This window comes from Flavobacteriales bacterium (assembly GCA_016704485.1).
Classification (GTDB): Bacteria; Bacteroidota; Bacteroidia; order Flavobacteriales_F; family PHOS-HE28; genus PHOS-HE28.
Map to the genome: position 1 here is coordinate 2,204,055 of JADJAA010000001.1, position 20,975 is coordinate 2,225,029.

The following is a 20,975-nucleotide window of genomic DNA, read 5'->3' on the forward strand; positions in this document are numbered from 1 at the left end:
AAAAGCGGCATTGGATCTTTCTCCTTTGCCGCTCTTTTCATGACGAAAATTATTTCTACTTGATCAAGGTAACGTGACCAAGAAATTCTTTTTGTACTTCAGTACCCGCGATCTCGAAGAGTATCCTATAGGCGTAAACACCTTGAGGTAGGATCTCTCCACTGTTCTTGTAGCTTCCGAACCACGGGTCATATGGGCTAGTAGCGGTGTAAACCATCTGGCCCCAACGATCGAATACCATCATTTGGAATTTCGTGATGACATCGATGTTGACGCTCATTGCGAACACGTCATTCTTTCCATCATCATCCGGAGTGAACGCATTCGGTATGTAGGTGAAAAGAATGTCGTCAATGATAACATCATGGCATGTCGTGTCAATGCAATTGTTATAGTTCATTGCTACCAAACAGACATTGTATGTTCCAGGAACTCGATCAGTGAACGTGAATTCCGTATCCGTATCCGTGGTCGTAAGAAGGCCATCGATATCCCACACGTAATTCTGCGAACCTGTACTTGTATTATGGAAGGTAATGGTCGGGGCATTGATGTTCGCAGGAATCGGTCCCCATTCGAATTCTGAAACAACAGGTGGTGGACCATCTACGGTTATTACTCCTGTTCCAAAGCATCCGGCCGAATCACGGATCCGCACCGGATGGATGTCCTCACATATGCCGATCGCGATAGCATCAACGGACCAACTGAGTCCATCATTGTAGCTGTATTCCACCGCCTCTGGATCGTAGATCTCGATCTGGCCATCACAATCGCCGGAACATGTAACGGGTTGTGATGCAATGCTATCGATCTCCAAAAGGATAGGTTCATCAATGAAGAAGGACGCGGTATCGATGCAAGCGTTGTCATCCGTTACGAGTAAGCTGTAATTCCCTGCACATAGATCAGTAACGTCCGTTAATGCCGGACCATTTTCACCGGTGCTCCAAATATATTCAAGTGCCACTGCTGCATTTCCACCAACAACGGTTGCGTGAGCAGTTCCGTCACAATAGGAATAACAAATGGCATCCGTCTTCGAGAACGTGATCGCCAATGGATCTGTTAGGGTCATTTGTACACTATCCACCGTGTTACAGAATGCGCCATCATTCTCTCTCCAATAGAACCAATGCGTTCCTCCCATACCAGGCTGTAGTGTAACCGTGGTCTGTGGGTTACTCGCGTTTCCGAATACTGCTCCTGACGGTCCCGTCCAAATGCCGACTCCGGTATTTCCAGGTGTAGCATTCAAGTTTATCGAGAGGTTACATGAAAAGGTCGGTTCTCCTGCATCCGGAACACCACAACAGAGTGGATCATCCGCAGCTAGAATGGTAATAACCAGATCAGCAGTGGCCACACATCCTGCAGCACTCGTTACCGTATAGGTGTATGAACCCGGAGCGCCTATTGTCGGGTCAAATGATCCCGGTACGATGGCACTACCAGCATCGGTCCATACTCCCGTTTGGTCCGGCGTGCCCTCCAGCGAATCCGTCAATTGGATGGCCGGGTCCCCAAAGCAAAGAGTAATTGCTGCGCTCGATCCAGCATCTATGGAAGGATCCGGGCTCACGATCACGCTATCCATAACCGCACAATCCGGATTGTTGTTCAAGTAACCCGTTAAGTAATACATCGTGGGTTCCGTAACATAGACGTTGGTGGTCGGATCACTAGGGTCCGTCAAGCCATCCACAGGACTCCAGATCCAAGTTACCGGACTTGTTCCACCACCACAAACAATGGTCCCCGTATACGATACACCTGAGGCTGGACCATCGGGCGAATCATAAATGATCGTACCAGCGTCATCCAATAAGGTAAATGAATTCTCGTTGTTCCAGTTGGTCCCGGCCGTAAACGTTAATGTGATCGTAGCCCCCGTGGTAACGTTCAACGGGACCACCAATTCGGTCATACCTGATGTACTGATCGTATGATTCGTAATTACACCATCAATATTCACTGCCAGTGATGCGCCATTCCAAGTATCGCCGAATGATTCGTGAAGTTGTAATGTGTAGACACAATTTGTTGGAGGACCATTTGCTACCACTGCACCTCCCATTGGAAGCGGGTCGCTGCAGAGAACGATGTCCAGACCTGCCGTGAGCTCCAACTGTGGTGAGATCTCCACAGTGATCGTAGTGTCATAGGAACAGCCGAAATTATCCGTTACAAAAAATTGATAAGCATAGGTTCCCGGATTCGTCGGTGTGGCAACAGCGGTCAATGGGTCATTGGGGTCTAATACTAGATCTGGTCCGGACCATGAAGCAGAGTCCAACGTGCTGGTGCCAATATCCGGAGTGAACTGCGTAGCATCAGGAATTATTGCTGGGTTGAAATTCAACGACCAGTCACATAAGAAACCATTATCCGCACCCCACAGATCAGTGAAAGTGATCGTCCATGTTCCATTCAATGGGCACCCCAACATGTTGGTGAATGGTTGTACGCTGGAATAAGTGCCAGGTATCAATGCCGTGCCTTGACTCGAAGGCATGGTATTCGGTGTTCCGGTGCCCCATTGCGAAGATTCTTCCCAAGTTCCAAGCGTTGCTGTCGGACTCCAACAATAGTCCCAGCATTCACCGATCGTGGGATTAGCATTGCCATCTCCATCATTTGCGTCACCGAGATAGGTTCCTCCACCACCTTGTTGATGCATTATCATTACCTGGCCATTCGGACAGGCCAATTGAATGACAAGGTCACCCATGAATGAATGCTCCATGCTCACACAGATGGATTGAAGATCGTTCGCATCCGTTAAGGTTTGCCCAGGATCGAATTGGGTGAATAGTAGATCACTAACGAATGGGATACCAAGGTCATCGGGCAGGTATACACCATCGCCGAAGTTCGCATCCGGAATTCCCGTCCAGGTCGTTGGTGTTACAACACCCGTAAGATCAACTGTTGCTCCCAAACATGTTTCGATACTTTCTACGGTACCCGCAAAAGAAGGTGTAGTGCTTACAAGGACTTGGAGATCAACTACGTTTGAATTCACACATTGATTATCGTCGATCAAATTCAATTGAACAATGTATTCACCAGGCGCAGAGAATATATGGCTCGTTACGGGTGTGTTTGACGTGCTGCCATCGTCAAATACCCATGTATATTGAGTGATATTGAAGCCTGTTGCTGCATAGGACGCAGTACCATCAAAACTGATCTCTTCTCCAACACAGATCATTGCGGGACCAGCTTCGCTCATGGAAGCCACGGCCGTTGGTCGTTCGCAGGGTGTATAGCACGTGATCCCCGCAGCAAAATCACCGGTACCGATCCCATTCGAACGGAATCGTATGGTGAGGCATCCGGTAGAATTCATATTGGTTGCAGACGAGATCAATCCGGAAAGTGCTGTGCCGGAGTATGACCCCAAATATGTTTCTGAAGTGCTGTTTCCGTCCCAGATCTCGATAGCATCCCACGTATTTTGAGCACCTTGGGTACTTAAGTTGAACAACACCCATGTCAACGATATTGCATCACCCGGAACATCCGGACAGATCACTACTGTGAAATTCTCATTGTCACTATATGGTGCGCTAGGTCCACCCGTATCCTCAAGAATACTTGCGCAAGCATTCACTGTGCCAGCAGCGATGCTATAGGGTTGAGCATAAGCTGAAGTAGAGGTAATGATCACCACCAATGCCATGGCCGATCCTAATAGATGCTTCAGCTTGTCAATAGGGTTAAAGGTCGTTGTCATATAGGGTCAGTGTTCGGAATTGCAGGACATACCGTCCCTTAACGGAGTTCCACTTACACATACTATGATGTATAAATGTTGTTAGGAGTTGCCTGACCCCCAAATATAAGAAGTCCGGAACACCTCCCGGACTTCTCAAAAAAGGTTATCAAGGAAGCCTATCGCAATAAGCTCACCGTGCCGGTATAGCTACCACCAAGCTTATCACCGTCCTTCATCTCCACCATCCACATATAATCGCCTGTGGAGCAAAGCTCACCTTTGTTGCCGATGCGACCATTCCAAGGGTGTGATATGTCGCGTGTTTCGTGGATCATTTGACCGCTTTTGGTATCATAAATGGTCATGCGGAACTTCACTCCAAGCGTCTTCAGCGCTTCTGGAATGAACACATCATCCCGGCCATCTTCGTTCGGGGAAAATGTTTTTGGAGCGAAAAGATCGTAATCGTCTTCAATGCGTATGGTCTGTTCCGTTCTATCCACACAACCATTATCGTTGGTTACGGTAAGTGTTACAGGGTATGAACCCTTTTTCTTGAATACGTGATCCGGATGGGCTATGTTGGAAGTACTACCATCACCAAAATCCCATACGTAGCTTTTCGCTCCTTGGCTTCGGTTCTCGAAATGAACTGATGGCACCGTATTATCGTATTCTTGTTTCAGCGGTTTGAATTGCGCCTCCGGCGCTTCGTGTATCACGATGAGGTCGCTCGCTGGTTTGTTCTCTATGGAACCTCCACCGGTCGATGAATGAGACAGCATTACTTCATACGTGCCTGCCTTGCTGAACGTATGTTCAGGGGATGGTTTGTTGGAGAAGCTACCGTCACCGAAATTCCACAAGTGCATTCCCGTTTTGGGCATATTGTCCACGGCAAACTCAACATTGGCTCCTGGGCAACCTTCCGTGATACTAGGCCGAATAGCCACAGTGGTAGAGGCAGGCTTTGGTGCAGGGGCCACATCAGAAGCGCCACTTGTGGAGATCATGGAATTTGAAGAGGGTCCCGGATCACGTGTACGAAGTGAAGTGGTTTTCTCAACAACAACAGGCAGGGCCTCATTAGCGACGATCGCTGGTGTCTCAATTTCATTGGTCTCAATGGCAGTAACGTTCTCTGCTGCGAATTGTTCAGGAACATGCGTTGGGTTCGAAGTGGCTTCTATGTTATTTTCTGCTACAATATTCGCACTGCTGGCAAGTTGTTGCACCGTAGTGGCAACAGCTAAACTCCCGCCTAACAAGAGAAGATAGAGTGCCGCAGAGGAGGTCCAGTTGTTCTTTTTCTGGCCATCCAATCGCTTTTCCATCTGCGCCCAATCGGCAGAGTTGTAAGGTACCTCATACTGTTCCAAGGCCCCTTTCAGAGAACGCTCAAACGCATCTTGACCTTTTATCATCGTCATGACATTATCGAAGCTTTTGCTCCTGTATTAGCAGTTTTTTCAAATTATTCTTGGCTTTCGCCAAGTTGCTTTTGGAGGTTCCCACATTGATCCCTAATAGCTCAGCGATCTCCTTATGGGTATGCTCCTCGAAAACATACAGGTTGAATACCGTGCGATACGCTGGTGTCAATTTCTGCATTGCATTTATTACGTCAGCTGGCTTCATGGAGAATTCGTCATCCGCTTCTTCTTCTGCCCTGATGTCCTCTGCATCACTATCGGCGAAATCCTCTATGCTCCGGTCTTCTCCAAGCAATAAGTATGAATTCTTCGCCCTCCGGAAATGATCGATCGCCGTGTTCACCATGATCCGACGGATCCAACCCTCGAAGGATCCGGACTTATTGAACTTATCCAGACTGCCAAAGACCTTGATGAAACCATCTTGTAAGATATCCTTCGCCTGATCGGCGTTCTTGGTATATCGCTGGCAAACGGCCATCATTTTACCGTAGAACATCTCATATAAACGCTGCTCATACTTACGCTCACCACGCATGCAGCCGTCTATCTCTTCCGAATAGGAACGTTCTTTATTTTCTCCGTTGAACCACGATACCATCAGTCGAGGAATACCCCGTTCTGGTGCTCGCGGTTCAGCAATGTGCGTGCTCATGGATGCCGACAAGGTAGCCATCTTTCTTCAAGACGCAAGACCTAGTAAAAGGATGCCTCTGAAAGGAAAATTCTTTTGTTCTTAGGGCCAAGTATACCGCGCTAAGTCATGTATCAGTAACGATGATGGTGTGCCTATACCGATCTAATGTACTGTTCTTCAGGGTAATGCGTGTATGTTTTATCGGATCTGGACTATTTGCCCGCATTCAGGATCCATCCAGCCTACTTCGGTATTTGTATCCGCCTGATCATGATGCAACGGCCTATCCACTACCTTCGCCCTCCTGTTCAAGCGATGCTCATTATTTCGCTGAAACAACTCGAATTCTCGATCGTTCAACCCTATAGCAATTGATAGAACAATGAAGGTAACTGTAGTAGGGGCCGGTAATGTTGGTGCTACATGCGCCGATGCCGTGGCCCGTTGGGAGCTCGCCAATGAAGTGGTGTTGCTCGATATTAAGGAAGGTTTCGCTGAAGGCAAATCTCTGGACATCTGGCAAACTGCGCCGATCAGCTTGTTCGACAGCCGGATCACCGGTTGTACGAATGATTATTCAAGAACTGCCAACAGTGAAGTTGTAGTGATCACAAGTGGATTGCCGAGAAAGCCTGGTATGAGCCGCGATGATCTCATAGCGACCAACGCGAATATCGTTAAGAGTGTAACGGAGAACGTGATCAAGCATTCGCCCAATTGCATCATCATTGTGGTAAGTAACCCGTTGGATGTAATGACCTACTGCGCGTTCTTGAACAGCAAATTCCCTGCACAGCGTGTGTTCGGAATGGCAGGTATTCTGGATACTGCGCGTTACCGTGCTTTCTTAGCAACTGAACTCGGCGTGAGCCCAAAGGATATCCAGGCTGTTCTGATGGGCGGACATGGTGATACCATGGTCCCATTGCCGCGCTATACTACGGTTGGAGGCATTCCGGTAACGGAGCTGATGGATAAGGATAAGCTGGATGCCATTGTCGAGCGCACGAAGAAGGGTGGTGGAGAGATCGTGAATCTGCTCGGAACTTCTGCATGGTATGCACCAGGCACGGCTGCTGCGCAAATGGTTGAAGCGATCGTACGCGACCAAAAACGGATCTTCCCAGTGTGCGCCTGGCTACAAGGGGAATACGGCCTTAAAGATGTTTACCTTGGTGTCCCTGTGATCCTCGGTAAAAATGGTATTGAGCGCATCATTGAATTGAAATTGACAAAAGAAGAGATGGCCGAAACGCACCAGAGTGCTAAGGCTGTGAAGGAGGTAATGGAAGTTCTGGATAAAATGAACAGCGTCTCCGCGTGATCGGATCCATTCGTTTCATGAACAACAGAGGCGTCCAATTGGGCGCCTTTGTTGCATATGATCTGCGAACTACTGTAGGACTGGAAAGGAACTCCTGCTCATTCCATGAATTCCGTTCTACCTGAGCACGATCAAGTGCTCAGCCGGTCCGCGCTTTGCACCCTCCAAGCGTACCAGGTAGATACCTTCATGCAGTGCCGAAATATTCACTTGGGTTTGCTGTTGAAGCGCCTGTTGTTGTTGTACAAGTTGCCCCATGTTATTCCGGATCACCCAAGTAGAACCTTTTGCAGGTGGCGCATTCAATACCAGGTCCACACTCGTAGTTGCCGGATTAGGGTAAAGGCTGAAGAAAGAACGCGCATCAGAGACCTCATTGAACCCTAGTGTATTCGAGCTGTTCCAGAAGCTTAGCCCACCACGTAGATTACCGAGTACCATGTCCAGCTTACCATCTCCGGTGTAATCATAGAGGCATAATGCGGTGCGGTACCCATCGCGGAGGTCCATGAACGTGCTGTCGATCAAGGTCCATGTGCCGGCAATGTTGTTGTCGATGTCACCATAGTGGTATAACCATCCGCTCTCTGAACCCAACAGCATTTCCCGACTACCTGCGCTGGTGGTGAATATGAATGGTACCGAGTGGCCGGTGACATTCGGGGCAACTACGGTGAGTACACCACCGAGATCCTCTGTGATCAAGGTCCAAACAGGTGAGCTCCCCGTACCCGTATTGCGATAGTAATTCACATTGCCATTGCGTTCTCCTATGATAAGATCCATAAGTCCATCACCATCCATATCCGTGAATTGTGGCGTAGCGAACTGGCCAATATCGATGGTGTCATTGTTACTGTCCGGAATATTCGGCTGTTGCAGAACGAATTGAGCTACAGGCCCGGTTGATGTATTGACGAAATAATGGATCTTGCCTTGAAGGTCACCAACATACATGTCCATGTCGCCATCACCATCCATATCCGCGAATGCGGGGTACATGCTTGTGCCAATGCCGCTTGAACTCAAATTCATATAATCCTCATCCTCTAATTGGAATGCCGGCGCTGTGAGAGTGCCAGTATTATGGAAGTAGGCCACCTTTCCAGCGTACGTGCCGCTCGGGTCATAATAGCCATAGTTGCTTACCAGTAGGTCCATAACGCCGTCTCCATCATGATCGAATGCAACCGGATAAGCACCTTCACCGAGATCGATCATCCTTCCTTGGAAAAGATCTTCCTGTATCAAATGGAATTGTGGTGCGGCATCCGTTCCCATGTTCTGGTAATACCACATGCTATTAATGTTCGCTGCCAACGATGTTCCATTCGGACTGGTGATCAGGTCGCGTTTACCATCATTATCCACATCTTCATAGTAGGCACCTGGAAATAAAGGTAGATCCACGGATGTATCGTAGCTAGGGAATAAGGTGTCCTCGGAAGTCATCATCCCCAAGGATACCGATCCACCATTGTACAGCGCTACGATGTTATTGAACGAAATGTCACCTAATAGGACCTCTTTGTCTCCATCATCATCCAGATCCAAAGGAAGTATCGTACTGCCGGCATGCGCTGTTGTAGCACGGTCATTGTCATCTGTTTCTGTTGTTGGTCGTTCACCACCCATTTCTGGTGCGGGTACATTATAATCGCAAGGCGCATTCAAGGTCACGGAGTTATTATTGGAGTTCTCCGAGAAGAAACCCCAGCATTGGTTGCGTAGCTCATACTTGAGGCTATCGCAGGTGCCATACGTTTCCATGCTTAAGTTCTTGTGATAGTGTATATAGCTACCCGTTAGCGCAAACGATAGAATGTCCAGATCGCCATCACCGTCTATATCCTCGATCCCTGGAATATCTGTTTGGGCAATGTAGAGATTGGTAAAAACACCGCTTCCGCTGGAAGAAATATAATTGGATCCAACGCGATAATCGCCGACCTGGGTAAAGGCCAACCCATTGCAATCACCGATGTTCTTGTATACCGTGAAGCCTGCGTTCGTATAGGCGAAAATATCTTCCTTGCCATCGCAATTGTAATCCCGCAACAATACCCAATCATGCAGTTCCGGGAATGGATGGACATTATCATAAGCACGCGTAATACTATAGGCCATCGGACCTGGCGATCCATTGTTCAGCAGGGTAACAACAGAATTTCCGGCTCTATCAAAAAAGAACAGATCCTTGATACCATCACAATTCAGGTCGATATCACTGGTCTGCGCAAAATTCAATCCACCGCCCCATGCTAGATCCAAGGTCGCACTAAAGGCTTGTACGGGTATGGAATTATCAAAGGTGAGATCAAGCTGAGCTTGTGTGGGTGATAATGCTAAAATGCAGAATACAGCCAGAAGTAGAAATGTGCGCATCACTATTTAGTTGAATGGTGTTGCAAAGATGAGCAATAGGTATGCAAAGCGCCCTGCGGATTTGTTAACCAATAGAGGTTGGCTAAGTTCTGATCGAAGACACTGGCACTATGGATCTTTAGGTGGAGCACCAAGTGGCCTATGCGTCCATGAAAAATGTGTTACGGTGAAGTTTCTTGAAGTACTCTGATACACTAGGCGCATATTGCCTTTCGTGCAATTGAACGAGCTTCAATCATTGCTGGTGGATCGCAGAGTTCCTGTTCAGATAGCTCTCCGATGCCCAACAACGCTATATTTGCCGCCTCTTAAAAGAAAACAGTATGCAAAATCGAGGCGCGCTATGGATCTTTACCATCCTATTAGCGCTCGCATGTTTATGGCAACTTTCCTTCTCTTGGCCTACGTCGAGCATGGAGAAGAAAGCCAAGGTAGAAGCGGGCTATTCAGTAGATTCATTGATCGAAGCGGTCCCAGCAATGGCAACGCGCGACAAGGATTCATTACAGCTGATCTACGAGAATCGATACCTCCGCACTCATAGTGAGGATGAGATCTATCCGGTACTCGGTTATACATATGCCGAATGCAAGGCAAGGGAAATGAATCTGGGTCTGGATCTTCGAGGCGGCATGGCCGTTACGCTTGAAGTGAGTGTTCAGGAACTGGTGCAGAACCTCAGTGGCAACAGTCAGGACCCGGCTTTTATTACTGCGATCAATAATGCCCGTGAACGTCAAAAGAGCGCCAGTGAGGATTTCATCACCTTATTCGGTGAAGAATATGCAAAAGTGCCCGGTCACGGACCACTTTCTGCGATCTTCTACACACCCGAGCGCAAGGATATGTTCGAGCGTGAAGGTACTGATGATCAGTATATTGCTGCGTTGAAGCGTGAAGCTGAGGCTGCCTTGAACAATACGGAGCGTATCATGCGTACACGTATCGACAAGTTCGGTGTGGCTCAACCGGTGATCCAAAAACAGAGCTTCTCTGGCCGGATCCAGATCGAACTGCCGGGTGTAAAGGACAAAGAGCGCGTGCGTAAAGTGCTGCAGAGCACCGCGAATCTGGAGTTCTGGGAGACCCATGACAACGAGACCGTATTCCCGGTCCTTCAGCAAGTGAATGACCGTTTAGGTGCTTTGGCCACTGTAGATTCTACCAAGAACACAAGCACTGACGCTGAGTTCGGTAGAAAACTTTCATCAGGGGTGGAGGTCAAAGGGGCTAAGACCGGTGTTGAAAGCAGTTTGATCGGTTTCCTGGAAGAGAAAAAGTCTGTGGATAAAGAGGCTTGGTTCAATTTCGACAGAACCACATTTGCAAGTGGCAGTGCGGTTCTTGACGCAAGTTCAGAAGGTCAATTGAATAACCTCGCAGAGATCCTCAAAGCATACTCCAACGTAAAATTGAAGATCGGTGGGTACACTGACAATACCGGAGACGAAGCCAATAATGTGAAACTAAGCCAAGAACGTGCTGACGCAGTTGTGGCCTCACTAACGGAAAAGGGTATCGCTGCTGATCGATTGGATGCCGAGGGATACGGTTCACAGCATCCGGTTGCAACCAATGATACACCGGAAGGCCAAGCTCAGAACCGCCGAATGGCTTTGCGTGTTGCGAGCTTAGGTGATGATGTGGTTGCAGAAGGTGATTCTACAACTGCCGCTGCGGATAGTACACTTGCTGATACAACGGATACGGAATTGAGCGAAGAGGAACGTGCTGAACTTCTTCGGAAGAATCCACTATTTGCTTTGCTGCAACCAAGTAATCAAGCAAAGGGACCAATTCTAGGTTCGGCGCGAGTTGGAGATACCGCACAGGTAAATGCGTACCTGCATTCTTCAGCCATGAAACAGTTGCTACCAAAGGATGTGAAACTGGCGTGGGGCGCAAAACCACAAACGTTCGACCTGCAGGATGGCGGAAAGGCCCAATTCCTGAGTCTCTATGCGCTGAAAGTCCCTCGTGGAGGAAAGCCACGACTGGATGGTAGTTCCATTGTGAATGCAAGCCAGGATTTTGACTTCAAAGGTGCTGTTGAAGTAACAATGTCCATGGATAGCGAAGGTGCCCAGACCTGGAAGTTGATGACCGGCGAGAATGTTGGAAGAGTGATCGCCATTCTGTTGGATGATCTTGTCTATAGCGCACCCAACGTAATTTCTGAGATCGCTGGTGGACGTTCAACGATCTCCATGGGATCCGGTGATCTCAATACACAGATCCAAGAAGCAGATGACCTGGCCAATATCCTGAAAGCAGGTGCTTTACCCGCGCCAGCCAGGATCATCGATGAAACTGTTGTTGGTCCTTCCTTGGGTGCGGACAACGTGAGCACAGGGATGTACTCTTTCGGTTTTGCACTTTTAGTGGTGCTGATCTACATGGTTCTTTATTATGCGCGTGCTGGTTGGGTTGCTGACCTTGCCTTGGTCTTCAACCTTTTCGTACTGATCGGAGCGTTGGCTTCGCTTCAAGCCGCATTGACCTTGCCTGGTATTGCGGGTATCGTACTTACGATGGGTATGGCAGTGGATGCGAACGTTCTGATCTACGAGCGTATCCGTGAGGAATTACGTCAAGGGAAAATGATGAAGTCTGCTGTTGACCTTGGTTATAAAGGCGCAATGTCAGCTATTGTGGATTCGAACGTAACGACGCTCATAATTGCCGCCATCCTATTGATCTTCGGTTCAGGTCCGGTGCAAGGATTTGCTACAACGCTTGGTCTCGGTATTCTTACCTCGTTGTTTACTGCATTGTTCCTCTCCCGTATGATCATTACCACCATGCTGGAGAAAGGGATCGAATTCACCGTATGGAACAAGTGGAGCAAGGACATTTTCGTCAATGCGAACTATGATTTCATGAGCAAGCGGAAGTATTTCTACATCTTCAGTGGTATCATTATCGCCATTGGGATCTTCTCCGTGGTGACGAATGGCTTCAATTGGGGTGTGGATTTCAGTGGAGGTCGCACTTATGTTGTGAAGTTCGATAACAGCGTGAAGGTGGATGATGTGCGTAATGCGCTTGAACCTAATTTCATTTCTGAGGACGGGGTGAAAAGCACAGTGAACGTTAAGACCTATGGAAGTGATCGCCAGGTGAAGATCACTACCAACTTCTTGTTCAATGAAGCCGGTAAGGAAGTGGATGCGCTGGTTGACGACCGCTTGAATGCAGGTCTTAGCAAGGTCAGCCCTGAATATGAGATAACCGAAAGCCGGAAGGTTGACCCAACGATCAGCGATGATATTAAAGGGAACGCTATCCTTTCATTGAGCATAGCGTTATTCTTGATCTTTGTGTACATCGCGATCCGCTTCCGTAACTGGCAATTCGGTTTGGGCGGCGTCCTATCTTTGGTACACGACGTGTTGATCGTTCTCGGCCTGTATTCGCTGCTTTATAAGATCATGCCGTTCTCGTTGGAGATCGACGAGGCATTCATTGCTGCAATCCTTACAGTGATCGGATATTCCATCAACGATACCGTGGTGGTATTCGACCGTATCCGTGAATACTTAGGAGATCACAAGCGCGAGCCGTATGTAGTAGTGATCAATAAAGCGATCAACTCCACATTGGGACGGACCATGAACACCTCATTGACCACCTTGCTGGTGTTGTTCGTGATATTCTTCTTCGGTGGTGTCTCCATAAAGGGATTCATTTTCGCCTTGTTGATCGGTATCGGTGTAGGTACGTACTCTTCAGTTTTCGTTGCCAGCGCTATTGTAACGGATCTGTTGAAAGGAAAGGATCCGATCCGCACCGCGCTAAAATGAGCACTTCAGCCATCTAGTGTTGATCCCGCTATTTCAATTGAGATAGCGGGATCACTGCCGTCCGGAACAATCCTAGCTCGGCAGATTGACGTTCTGGAAGACCTGGTTTTGTTGAACTGGTCTGCTGGACACTAAAGTTAGGGTGGTCCGAAGTTAAAAAACGTAAGTTGTTGAGTTGGTGGCGATCCGAAAAGTGTAGGATCATCAGGGCTCAGCAACAATTCCTTTAGATCCACATAACGCATTAAATGCAATCGCACTAGGCCCACCATCGTTGAATATGCTGGCTGGATCTTGAAGGAGAATAATTTGCGCTTGATCGTTACCAATAGATCCGCGATCAAGGCGCACCAGATCTGGATCCGGATCGCGTTCTCATTGTCACCTAGGAAGTCGGTAAACTTCAGGTTCTGCTTGAGACGCTTGAATAGTATCTCAATTTGCCACCGCTGTTTATAGGCTTGGGCTACGTTCACCGGTCCCATTTACCCATGTTGGTAATGAATTGCAAGGTGCGTTTGAAGGTCTGGTCGTAGTAGGTTATCAAGCGCAACAGTATAGGGTTGAGTTCGCCTTCGTGGCCCAGCAGAACCCATTGGTCTTTGAGTACTCCAGCCTTCTTGGCGCTTGCGCTTACCGTGCGATCGCGAAGTATTTGCACCGTGCTTCGCAGGTTTAGGCGCGTAACAAAATGCACCCCGGTCTTACCCCAGTGCCTATACAAAGGGTAGTTCATGTACGCCTTGTCGAACACCAATATGGTTCCCTTGGCCATGTTCTTGAACTCAGGCATGAACTGCTTGTCGTTGGTGGCCGCTTTGGTAATCCGAATCAGAGATGGCACTTCTTCAGTAAGGTGCATACCCATGTGGACCTTCACCCCGCCCTTGCGTTTTCCGTCGGCAGGAGTGCGCCCACAAGCCTTCATGATCTCTTTGAAAAGTGTAATTGTGGTTGAGTCTACCAAGAACAAATTACGTAGCCAACGTTCGTTCTTTGGCAAACTGCTGTCCGATAAATAGTGTCTATATCGGCGGTATATGTCCGCAAAAACCCTAGCGAACAACTCTGGTGGCCGCTTCTTATTCGCATCGCTTACGGTGCTGCGTTTGGGCAGGTGAGTAAACCCCAAGTGTTTCAGACCTTCGCTATAACCCGCTAAACCACTGGTGAGTTCGCGAAGCCCTGAAGTTCTTTGCAACACGGCAAAAATCATAGACCCCATCAAGGTCCATGTATTGAGCTTCTTTACAGCGAAGTCTGCACCGGTTTCAACTACCGCATTATGGAAGTCTTTTCGGTTGATAAGCGATAACAGCTGTCCGTAAACCGGAGTTCCAGCCTTTGCCTTAATTTTGCCCATGGTACCATTAATTATGGAAAGGGATCCGCGACGCAATCAGGGGTCCCTTTCCTATTTTAGCAGTGCAAAATTATCCGGTCCGTTCTATTGTTCCGGACGGCAGTGATAGCGTGATCATTATTTACTGGGTTCTCAATGCACTTTGTTCAGTTGAGGGATCCGGCGCTGTTACCTTTGTTGCTTCCATGTTCATCCCGTTGATCTTCGACATTAGTGGTGGGGAGTTGATCGTTGTGCTCCTTTTCGTGCTCCTTTTCTTCGGTGCCAAAGGCATTCCGGACATTGCACGAACGATGGGCCGCGCCTTAAGGCAAGTTCGTGATGCGAGCAATGAAGTGCAACGCGAGATCAACAAAGGGGCGAATGATGTGAGGCGCACCGTAGAGGACCAGCGCAAAGTTTTCAATTCTGACCCTCCGGCAACGCCTAAGTCGCGTGAGATCCCGCCACCTCCAGCTCTGGAACAACCGGATGAACCCTCCGCTGCCGAAGGAAAGATCGAGAGTTGATCAACCATGATCTGCCTAGATCAAGATCAGCGTGCTTGCTTAGTCAGGTTTCAACACGGACGTGCGATTGGATAGTTCGGAATTTTGTTTTTCCGCGCTCGGCTGATTTTTTTTGGGGTGTTGATAAGAAAATATGGTATTATTTATTCGGTACCCCCTATCTGAACATACCTTTGTGCCAGAAAATACCATTTTCCCATGTCAACCCCCCGCAACCGAGCTAAAGCAATTGAGGAAGTTATGTCTCGCCAACCCAAATTCAGCGAGCCCCCTTCACAAAAGATCAGTGATTACTTCGGTGCGAATGTGTTCAATGACGATGCCATGCGCATGTTCCTCACTGAAGAGGCATGGTATGCTGTGAGGCAAGCCAGTTTACACGGCCAGCGCATCGATCGAAAACTCGCGGACCAAGTGGCCAGTGGAATGAAGGAGTGGGCAGCTACAAAAGGCGCAACGCATTACACACATTGGTTTCAACCGTTGACCGGGCTGAGCGCAGAGAAGCATGATGCCTTTTTTGAACCGATCGGCGGCGGGCGTAGCATTGAGCGATTCGATGGTAGCCTCTTGGTGCAACAAGAGCCGGACGCCAGCAGCTTTCCGAATGGTGGCATCCGAAATACGTTCGAAGCAAGGGGATACACCGCCTGGGATCCAAGCAGTCCTGCGTTCGTGATCGGTCGCACGTTATGTATACCCACGATCTTCATCAGCTACACCGGTGAGGCGCTCGATTACAAAATGCCATTGCTTCGGGCCATACATGCTATGGATGAAGCAGCTACTGCGGTTTGCCAATACTTTGATAAGGATGTTACCAAGGTGAACGCAACGCTGGGTTGGGAACAGGAGTACTTTCTTATTGATAAGGCCCTCTATTTCGCGAGACCGGATATCATGATGACCGGCAGAGCGCTGTTCGGACACCTACCTGCTAAGGGACAACAACTGGAGGATCATTATTTCGGTAGCATACCGGATAGAGTCCGTGCTTTCATGCGGGATTTCGAGACGGAAGCATTGATGCTCGGAATTCCGGTGAAGACCCGTCACAACGAGGTTGCTCCTAACCAATTCGAATGTGCACCGGTCTTTGAGGAACTCAATCTAGCTGTGGATCATAACGTTCTGTTGATGGACATCATGGAGAAAACAGCGCAGAAACACGATTTCCGTGTGTTACTTCATGAGAAACCGTATGCCGGAGTGAACGGTAGTGGAAAACACAACAACTGGAGCCTTGCTACCAACACTGGTAAAAACCTGCTTAGACCTGCTAAAACGCCGAAAGAGAACCTTCAGTTCCTTACCTTTTTCGTGAATACGATCAAGGCTATCCATACGCATGCGGATGTGCTGCGCGGTAGCATTGCAAGTGCGGGAAATGACCATCGGTTGGGCGCCAACGAAGCACCTCCAGCGATCATTTCGGCGTTCATTGGTGACCATTTGAGCAATTTGCTCGATGGACTGGAAAAGAACATTAAGGGAGTCATGACCCCGGATCGGAAGACCGAACTGAAATTGGATATTGGTCGTATTCCTAGTGTGATGCTGGACAATACCGACCGAAACCGCACAAGCCCATTCGCTTTCACGGGTAATAAATTCGAGTTCCGTGCAGTAGGCAGTAGCGCGAATTGCGCTGGTCCAATGACCGTCCTTAATACCATTGTTGCAAGCCAGTTGCGTCAATTCAAAAAGGATGTTGATGCGTTGATCGCTAAAGGAACCAAGAAGGATGAAGCCATTCTGCGCGTCCTTCGAGATCTCATCGCTAGCAGCAAAGCGATCAGGTTCGAGGGGAATGGCTATGGTGAGGAATGGGTCAAAGAGGCCACATCGCGTGGACTGAAGAATATTAAGGATACACCGCGCGCCTTGGATATCTGGGCCCACAAGGACACGAAGAAGCTGTTCGCGGAACTGGAGGTCATGAGCGCTGTGGAACTTGAAGCACGTCATGAGATCATGCTTCATAGTTACATATTGAAGATACAGATCGAAAGCCGCGTTGCCGGTGATCTCGCTCAGAACCATATTATTCCGACGGCGATCGCATACCAGAACAGGTTGATCACGAATGTGAAAGGATTACGTGAAGTTCTATCCGCTGAAAAAGCCAAGAAAGCATGTTCTACGCAGGTTAGCTTGATCGAAGAGATGAGTGACCATATCGGTGAGATCAAAACAATGGTCGATCGAATGGTGGCAGAACGCAAAAAGGCGAATCTATTGTCGGAAATGCGGGATAAAGCAATCGCTTATTGTGATCATGTCCGTCCGTGTTTGGACACCATCCGATATCACGCGGATAAGTTGGAATTGCTGGTGGACGATGAACTCTGGCCGCTACCCAAAATGCGTGAATTACTGTATACACGCTAAGGTCGAATGTGATTTTGGAATTATTTCGAGCGGAACATCCGAAATTCTTCGTTCTTTTGGCAACTTAGAAAGTTGATGCGGAGCATTGCAGGATCTGCTTATCTTCGCACGGACCACAAGAAATAGGACCAGCCAACCACCACATGACGATAAGTAAGTACCTGACCACCATTAGCTTCGGAATGTTGCTGACCACAGTTACGTTAGCACAAGGTAAACTTGCCGTAGAAGCAGATGAGGCATTCAATAAAGGGTTCTATTTCAATGCGATCGAACTCTATAAAAAGGCCTATACGGTTGAAAAGACCGCAAGTGCTAAAGCCGACCTGATCTTTAAAGTGGGCGAGAGCTACCGTGCTTTGGGTGATGCCCAACAAAGTGAGGTCTGGTATGAGAAGGCCAACAAGGCCCAATATGCTGACCCGATAACCTATTACTGGATCGGTGAGTCATTGAAGCAGCAAGGCAAGTATGCCGAAGCGATCGCAGCATTCAATAAGTACAAAGAGAAAAAGCCGAATGATATGCGTGCTGATGCCAGTATCCTCGCTTGTCAGAACGCACAGAAGTGGAAGGACAGTCCTACACGTTATAGCGTAGACCCAGAAGTTCTTTTGAATACACCGGATTACGATTTTACGCCGGCATTTGCGGATAAGAAAAATGAGATCGTTGTTTTCACCAGTACCCGCTCGGGTGCCAGTGGAACCGACATTGATCAGATCATCGGTACTTCATTCAGTGATCTGTTCACGAGTTCACGTGACCGCTTGGGCAAGTGGAGCGAACCAACGAAATTACCTTCCGAATTGAACACGTTTGGTAACGAAGGTGCACCGATCTTCAACGAAAAGCGCAACCTGATGTATTTCACGCGTTGCCCTATGGAGAAAAAGAAAGTATACGGTTGTGACATCTGGGTGAGTAAGAAGGTAGGTAATAATTACAGCGCCCCGGAAATGTTGGTTCTTAAGCCGGAGAAGGATAAGAATGATAGCATGACCGTTGGCCATCCGGCACTTACAGCAGATGACGGGATGATGATCTTCGCTTCCAACGTGCCATTTGGAGGGCATAAAGGAGGAAAGGACCTGTATTCCATTAAATTGGATAAGGACGGTAAGCCTGTTGGCACGCCTGTTAACCTTGGCGCAGATATCAATACCCCGAAAGATGAATTGTTCCCGTTCGTGCGTGAGGACGGTTCATTGTATTTCGCAACATCAGGTTTTCCGGGAATGGGTGGCATGGATCAGTTCCGTGCTGAACCAGCGGGAGAGGGAAAATGGACAGCTCCAGAGAACTTGAAGGCTCCGTTGAACAGTCCCTATGATGATTTCGGTATCATCTACGATGGAAAGGAGGATCGCGGGTATTTCACCAGTAACCGCCCAGGAGGGAAGGGTATGGATGATATCTGGCGCTTCTTTATGCCGAACATGGAGTTCGCACTTCAAGGTACGGTCTATGATAAGATCACTAGTCTCCCTATTTCAGGAGCGAACATCAGTGTTGTAGGCACGAATGGATCCAACTTCAGTGCGACCACTGACGAAAATGGTGGGTTCAACTTCGCAGAGAATGGAAAGGACCGCTATATCAAAGAGAACACGAGCTATAGCATTTTGGCCGAGAAAGAAGGATACCTTGTCGTGAAGGATCAGGTCACTACCGTTGGGTTGAATGAAAGTACCACCTTCGCAAAGGAGTATTTCTTGCAACCTACTATCATCGAAGGATCCGTCGTGGATATTAAGTTACCTGAGGTTCAATATGACCTCGGTAAGCACTTCCTGCGTGAGGAGTCCAAGGATAGCCTTGAAACACTCTACCAAACCATGATCGATAATCCTACCATTGTGATCGAGTTGAGTGCACACACCGATAGCCGGGATAATGATGCGAGGAACATGACCCTCTCTCAGAATCGTGCACAGAGCTGCGTGAACTATCTTGTTACGAAGGGGATCGATCCAGCACGTATGGTTCCGAAAGGATATGGAGAAAGTAAATTGCGTATCACGGATAAACAGATCGCAGCAATGAAGACCAAGGAAGAGCAGGAAGCTGCGCACCAGCAGAATCGCCGTACGGAATTCCGCGTATTGCGTTGGGATTTTGTACCAAAGGAAGGTGGCACCCCTCCCGCGCCGGAGCCTGAGAATTAGCTCGAACAATGATGTAAAGAGCATCCATCCGATCGGTGGGTGCTCTTCTATTTTGGACCCATGAGTGCTTCACGATACGCACAACGCGGTGTTTCCTCTTCCAAAGAAGACGTTCACCAGGCCATTGCCAAGTTGGACAAAGGGCTTTACCCAAAGGCGTTCTGCAAAGTCGTTGCAGACGATCTTACAGGGAGCACTGATCATTGTTTGGTGATGCATGCCGATGGAGCCGGAACAAAAAGTGCATTGGCCTACGCATACTGGAAAGAGACCGGTGATATCAGTGTGTGGAGGGGCATTGCACAGGATGCGATCGTTATGAATTTGGACGATCTCTTGTGTGTGGGCGCGACGAATAATATCCTGCTCAGCAGTACGATCGGTCGTAATAAGGGGTTGATCCCGGGTGAAGTGATCTCTGAATTGATCAATGGAACCGAGGAGTTCCTTCAAAAAATGCGCGATCTCGGGATCGGGATCCGAAGTACCGGCGGGGAAACCGCGGACGTTGGGGATCTCGTGCGCACCGTTATCGTGGATAGCACGGTCGTTTGTAGGATGAAGCGCGATGAGGTGATCGATAATGCACGCATAACGGCCGGCGATGTGATCGTTGGTTTGTCCAGTTCCGGACAAGCAACGTATGAAGATCAGTACAATGCAGGTATGGGCAGCAACGGATTGACCAGTGCCCGTCATGATGTTTTTAGCAAGGCATTGGCAACTTCCTACCCCGAGACCTTCGACCCAAGTACTCCGAGTGACCTGGTCTACAGCGGTCAGGCAGCACTGACGGATCCATTGGAAGGCACACCGTTGAATTTCGGACAAGCTGTGCTTTCTCCTACGCGTACGTATGCGCCCATTGTGCAAAAGGTACTAGCAACCGTGCGGGAACACATCCATGGCATGGTGCATTGCAGCGGTGGTGCGCAAACAAAAGTGCTTCACTTCGTTGAAGGACTACGTATCATCAAGGATGATCTTTTTCCTGTACCTCCTTTGTTCGCTGCAATTCAACGCACGAGCGGAACTGACCCAAAGGAAATGTATGCGGTCTTCAATATGGGACATCGTTTGGAATTTTATGTTCCTGGTGAAATTGTGGAAGAGATCATCGCTATTTCCAACACCTTTGCGATCGAAGCCAAAGTGATCGGAAGGGTAGAGAAAGCAGACAAGAAGGAAGTTGTTCTTACGAGCCCACAAGGCATTTTTATATACACCGCCTGAACGAGCAA

Annotated in this window: 12 protein-coding genes; 6 read left to right on the forward strand and 6 right to left on the reverse strand. The window is 48.5% G+C overall.

All coding sequences use genetic code 11. The features are described 5' to 3' along the window. Nucleotides 1–55: 55 nt before the first annotated feature. The 3 genes from IPF95_09350 to IPF95_09360 all read right to left on the reverse strand — a co-directional run bounded on the left by IPF95_09350 (nucleotide 56) and on the right by IPF95_09360 (nucleotide 5,755). Nucleotides 56–3,739: a gliding motility-associated C-terminal domain-containing protein gene (locus IPF95_09350; GenBank protein ID MBK6474902.1), complete on the reverse strand. Its 3,684-nt coding sequence runs from the start codon at nucleotides 3,737–3,739 to the stop codon at nucleotides 56–58. Between the two features lie 158 nt (nucleotides 3,740–3,897). Next, complete coding sequence (locus tag IPF95_09355; GenBank protein ID MBK6474903.1) at nucleotides 3,898–5,151, reverse strand: PKD domain-containing protein; 1,254 nt, start codon at nucleotides 5,149–5,151, stop codon at nucleotides 3,898–3,900. A 4-nt stretch (nucleotides 5,152–5,155) separates the two neighbouring features. Then, the gene (locus IPF95_09360; protein MBK6474904.1) at nucleotides 5,156–5,755 is read right to left on the reverse strand and encodes a sigma-70 family RNA polymerase sigma factor; all 600 of its coding nucleotides are present in this window, start codon (nucleotides 5,753–5,755) and stop codon (nucleotides 5,156–5,158) included. 418 nt (nucleotides 5,756–6,173) lie between these two features. Here IPF95_09360 and mdh point away from each other — a divergent pair, with 418 nt between their 5' ends. Further along, nucleotides 6,174–7,115 carry a malate dehydrogenase gene (mdh, locus tag IPF95_09365; protein ID MBK6474905.1) on the forward strand — a complete coding sequence of 314 codons (942 nt, stop codon included), beginning with the start codon at nucleotides 6,174–6,176 and terminating at the stop codon, nucleotides 7,113–7,115. Nucleotides 7,116–7,232: 117 nt separating this feature from the next. Here mdh and IPF95_09370 read toward each other — a convergent pair whose 3' ends face one another. Beyond that, a complete protein-coding gene (locus tag IPF95_09370; protein MBK6474906.1) occupies nucleotides 7,233–9,500 on the reverse strand; it encodes a VCBS repeat-containing protein in 2,268 nt (755 codons plus the stop codon). Nucleotides 9,501–9,823: 323 nt separating this feature from the next. Here IPF95_09370 and secD point away from each other — a divergent pair, with 323 nt between their 5' ends. Then, nucleotides 9,824–13,303 (forward strand): protein translocase subunit SecD, encoded by a 3,480-nt coding sequence (secD, locus tag IPF95_09375; protein ID MBK6474907.1) that lies wholly within the window; start codon nucleotides 9,824–9,826, stop codon nucleotides 13,301–13,303. A 137-nt stretch (nucleotides 13,304–13,440) separates the two neighbouring features. Here secD and IPF95_09380 read toward each other — a convergent pair whose 3' ends face one another. Together IPF95_09380 and IPF95_09385 are read right to left on the reverse strand one after the other, a co-directional pair. Next, nucleotides 13,441–13,788: a transposase gene (locus tag IPF95_09380; protein ID MBK6474908.1), complete on the reverse strand. Its 348-nt coding sequence runs from the start codon at nucleotides 13,786–13,788 to the stop codon at nucleotides 13,441–13,443. Beyond that, a complete protein-coding gene (locus IPF95_09385; GenBank protein MBK6474909.1) occupies nucleotides 13,776–14,666 on the reverse strand; it encodes an IS4 family transposase in 891 nt (296 codons plus the stop codon). Before IPF95_09385 ends, IPF95_09380 begins: the two co-directional genes overlap by 13 nt. A gap of 62 nt (nucleotides 14,667–14,728) precedes the next feature. Here IPF95_09385 and IPF95_09390 point away from each other — a divergent pair, with 62 nt between their 5' ends. The 4 genes from IPF95_09390 (at nucleotide 14,729) to IPF95_09405 (ending at nucleotide 20,967) form a co-directional block, all read left to right on the forward strand. Continuing rightward, nucleotides 14,729–15,175: a twin-arginine translocase TatA/TatE family subunit gene (locus tag IPF95_09390; protein ID MBK6474910.1), complete on the forward strand. Its 447-nt coding sequence runs from the start codon at nucleotides 14,729–14,731 to the stop codon at nucleotides 15,173–15,175. Between the two features lie 198 nt (nucleotides 15,176–15,373). After that, complete coding sequence (locus tag IPF95_09395) at nucleotides 15,374–17,566, forward strand: glutamine synthetase III (protein MBK6474911.1); 2,193 nt, start codon at nucleotides 15,374–15,376, stop codon at nucleotides 17,564–17,566. Nucleotides 17,567–17,709: 143 nt separating this feature from the next. Beyond that, nucleotides 17,710–19,734, forward strand: coding sequence for an OmpA family protein (locus tag IPF95_09400; protein MBK6474912.1), 2,025 nt, complete (start codon nucleotides 17,710–17,712; stop codon nucleotides 19,732–19,734). A gap of 60 nt (nucleotides 19,735–19,794) precedes the next feature. Continuing rightward, entirely contained in the window at nucleotides 19,795–20,967 is a 1,173-nt protein-coding gene (locus tag IPF95_09405) for a phosphoribosylformylglycinamidine cyclo-ligase (protein ID MBK6474913.1), read from the forward strand. The last annotated feature ends 8 nt before the right edge of the window (nucleotides 20,968–20,975 follow it).